This window comes from Rhizobacter sp. P3_B12, assembly GCF_056402895.1.
Map to the genome: position 1 here is coordinate 1 of NZ_JBFUGN010000689.1, position 3,344 is coordinate 3,344.

5 protein-coding genes are annotated in these 3,344 nt (G+C 71.5%); 4 read left to right on the forward strand and 1 reads right to left on the reverse strand.

Going from position 1 to position 3,344, the window contains the following annotated elements; genetic code table 11:
* The coding region (locus AC1D01_RS26220) for a DUF1161 domain-containing protein (protein WP_477871586.1) at positions 1 to 390 on the reverse strand (390 nt) is incomplete at its 3' end.
* Between the two features lie 111 nt (positions 391 to 501).
* On the opposite strand from AC1D01_RS26220, the gene AC1D01_RS26225 reads away from it, so the two are divergent.
* The 4 genes from AC1D01_RS26225 to AC1D01_RS26240 form a co-directional block, all read left to right on the forward strand.
* Positions 502 to 1,239 (forward strand): 5'-methylthioadenosine/adenosylhomocysteine nucleosidase, encoded by a 738-nt coding sequence (locus AC1D01_RS26225; RefSeq protein ID WP_477871588.1) that lies wholly within the window; start codon positions 502 to 504, stop codon positions 1,237 to 1,239.
* Between the two features lie 90 nt (positions 1,240 to 1,329).
* Positions 1,330 to 2,352, forward strand: coding sequence for a putative 2-aminoethylphosphonate ABC transporter substrate-binding protein (locus AC1D01_RS26230; RefSeq protein WP_477871590.1), 1,023 nt, complete (start codon positions 1,330 to 1,332; stop codon positions 2,350 to 2,352).
* Positions 2,353 to 2,365: 13 nt separating this feature from the next.
* The gene (locus AC1D01_RS26235) at positions 2,366 to 2,917 is read left to right on the forward strand and encodes a phosphonate degradation HD-domain oxygenase (protein ID WP_477871592.1); all 552 of its coding nucleotides are present in this window, start codon (positions 2,366 to 2,368) and stop codon (positions 2,915 to 2,917) included.
* On the forward strand, positions 2,914 to 3,344 hold a 431-nt coding region (locus AC1D01_RS26240), incomplete at its 3' end, for an ATP-binding cassette domain-containing protein (protein ID WP_477871595.1). The genes AC1D01_RS26235 and AC1D01_RS26240, both read left to right, overlap by 4 nt.

Here is a 3,344-nt window from a genome sequence, read left to right on the forward strand (position 1 = left end):
TGCCGCCGCGGCCGGCGCCGACGCACGCCCCGCCACCCGCGGCGCCACGGCCACGGCACTCGCCGCGCTGGCCGGACTGGCCGGGCTTGTCGAGTTCGTCACACCGGGTGCGCTGGCCGCAGTCGCCCCCTGCGGCGTCAACCCGCGGCGGTAGTGCAGGATCTTGAACGCGCCGCCGTCGCAGGTGCCGACCACCTTGGCACCCGGCGGCACCGGCGTCGCGGCCGGTACCGTCTCCAGCGCGCCGCGCACCTCGGGCGGGATGCGCGTGGAGACCGCCTCCTTGAACTGATCGCAGGCCGGCGACTGGGCCGACGCTGCCGCCGACCACCCGAGGGCGGCACCGCACAGCCAGGGCGCGAAGCGGCGATTGAAAGATGAAAACGTCAATGCGTGTGCCTCATGAGTGGTTCAACTGCTCTTCCCAGTGAGCGCAATGGCGACGGAGGTTACGCCATGTCCGGCACGCCGTGTAACAGGCCGGGCAGGCATCATGTGAAGATGTCACGCATCGCGATCGTCAGCGCCATGGCGCAGGAGCTGCACGGCTTGCAGCAGGCGTTGTCCGGCGCGCGCTGCGTGCAGCGTGCCGGGCGCGAGTTCTGGAGCGGCCGGCTCGGCGCGCACGACGCGGTGCTGGTGCTGTCGCGCATCGGCAAGGTGGCCGCCGCCACGACGGTGACGCTGCTGCTGGCCGAGTTCGGCGTCGAGCGCGTGCTGTTCACCGGCGTGGCCGGCGGCCTCGGCCCGGCGCAGGTCGGCGACATCGTGGTGGCCGACACGCTGCTGCAGCACGACATGGATGCCTCGCCGCTGTTCCCGCGCCACGAGGTGCCGCTGTACGGGCTGTCGCGCTTCGCGGCGGATGCGGCGCTGTCGGCCGAGGTGCAGGCGGCGGCCGCATCGGTGCTGGCCCCTCTGCGCGCCCACCTGGATGATTTCGGGGTGCGCGATCCGCAGCTGCGGCGCGGCCTGATCCTCAGCGGCGACCGCTTCGTCAGCAGCGCGGGCGAGAGYCGGCTGCTGCAGGCGAGCCTGCCGGACGCGCTGGCGGTCGAGATGGAGGGCGCCGCCGTCGCGCAGGTGTGCCACGACTTCGGCGTGCCGTTCGCGGTGTTGCGCACGATCTCCGACCGGGCCGACGATGCGGCGCATGTCGACTTCAACCGCTTCATCGCGGAGGTCGCGAGCCGGTACACGCGGGCGATCGTGACGGCGCTGCTCGCACGGCCGGGCTGAAGCACCTGCCGCGCCGCGGTCATCTAGACGTCACGACGACGTCATGTCGCGTTCCTACAGTCGCTCCGGTTGTCCACCCCCGGAGTTCCCATGCACGCTCGCCGCATCGCTTCACCGCTGGCCGCGCTGGCCCTGCTCGCCGCAGGCCTCGCCCATGCCGACACCACGCTGACTGTCTACACCGCGCTCGAGGCCGACCAGATCAAGGCCTACCAGGCGCAGTTCGAGGCCGACAATCCCGGCGTGAAGATCAAGTGGGTGCGCGACTCCACCGGCATCATCACCGCCCGGCTGCTGGCCGAGAAGGCCGCGCCGCAGGCCGACGTGGTGATGGGCGTCGCCGCCAGCTCGCTGCTGGTGCTCGAGAAGGAAGGCATGCTGCAGCCCTACGCGCCGAAGGGCGTCGACAAGCTCAGCAAGGTCTACGTCGACGATGCCAGGGTGCCGAGCTGGGTCGGCATGGACGTGTGGGGCGCGGCGATCTGCTTCAACACCGTCGAGGCCGCCAAGATCGGCCTGAAGAAGCCCGAGACCTGGAAGGACCTGCTGAAACCCGAGTACCGCGGCAAGGTCGTGATGCCCAACCCGGCCTCCAGCGGCACCGGCTACTTCGACGTGACGGCCTGGCTCAAGATGTACGGCGAGAAGGACGGCTGGGCCTACATGGACCGGCTGCACGACAACATCGCGCAGTACACCCACTCCGGCTCCAAGCCCTGCAAGCAGGCAGCGGCCGGCGAGTTCCCGATCGGCATCGCGTTCGAGTACCGCGCCGCGAAGCTGAAGGAGGAAGGCGCGCCGATCGACCTGGTGTTCCCGCAGGACGGCCTGGGCTGGGACGTCGAGGCCACCGCGGTGATGCAGGGCACGAAGAACCTCGAGGCCGCACGCAAGCTCGCCGACTGGTCGGCCTCGAAGGGCGCCAACGAGCTGTACGAGAAGAATTTCGCGATCGTCGCCTACCCCGGCGTCGCGAAGCCGAACCCGCTGATCCCGGCCAACTACGAGCAGCTGCTGATCAAGCAGGACCTGAAATGGTCGGCCGCCAACCGCGAACGCATCCTCGCCGAATGGACGCGCCGCTACGACGGCAAGTCCGAACCGAAGAAGTGACAGGGACCCGCGCGTGCTGACCGCCGCCGCGATCGAGGCGCTGTTCGCCCGCGAAGGCTCGTCGCTCTATGGCGGCGAAGCCATCAGCCAGGCGGAGCATGCGCTGCAGTGCGCCTGGGCGGCCGAGCAGCAGGGCGGCGACGATGCGCTCGTCGTCGCCTGCCTGTTGCACGACCTCGGCCACCTGCTGAGCGCGCAGCGCGACGACGCGCTCGCGCGCGGCATCGACGACCTGCACCAGCACCGCGTGCTGCCCTTCCTGCGGCCCTGGCTGCCGGCCGACGTGGTCGAGCCGATCGGGCTGCACGTGGAGGCCAAGCGCTACCTGTGCGCGGTCGAGGCGGGCTATGCGGACGCGTTGTCCGAGGCGTCGCGCCACAGCCTCGCGCTGCAGGGCGGCGCGATGAGCCCGCGCGCGGTCGCGGCGTTCGAGAGCCACCGCCAGGCCGAGCGCGCGATCCGGCTGCGCCGCCATGACGACGCCGCCAAGGTGGTGGGGCTCGAGACACCGCCGATCGCGCATTTCCTGCCGCGCGTCACGGCGCTGCTGGGGCAGCGCGCATGAAGCCGCAGGCYTTCCACGCCGGCGCGCTGCTCGCCGCGGCCGGCCCCGCGGCAGCCCTCGACACCGGTGCCGGCTGGCTGCGCCTCGACGGCATCGCCAAGCGCTTCGGCCGCTTCACCGCGCTCGGCGGGATCGACCTCGCGGTGCGCCGCGGCGAGTTCGTCTGCCTGCTCGGGCCTTCGGGCTGCGGCAAGACGACGCTGCTGCGCATCCTCGCCGGGCTGGAGCCGCAGGATGCCGGCACGCTGTGGCTCGACGGGCGCGACATCGGCCGGCTGCCGCCCGCCGCGCGCCACTACGGCATCGTGTTCCAGTCGTACGCGCTGTTCCCGAACCTCGATGTCGCGGCCAACATCGGCTACGGCCTGCGCACCGATCGCGCCGCCCGCGCGCGCCGCGTGCAGGAGCTGCTCGACCTGGTCGGGCT

Bases quoted from the DNA above. Each gene is read 5' to 3' on its own strand.
- AC1D01_RS26230 (WP_477871590.1), top strand. From the start codon at position 1,330: ATGCACGCTCGCCGCATCGCTTCACCGCTGGCCGCGCTGGCCCTGCTC.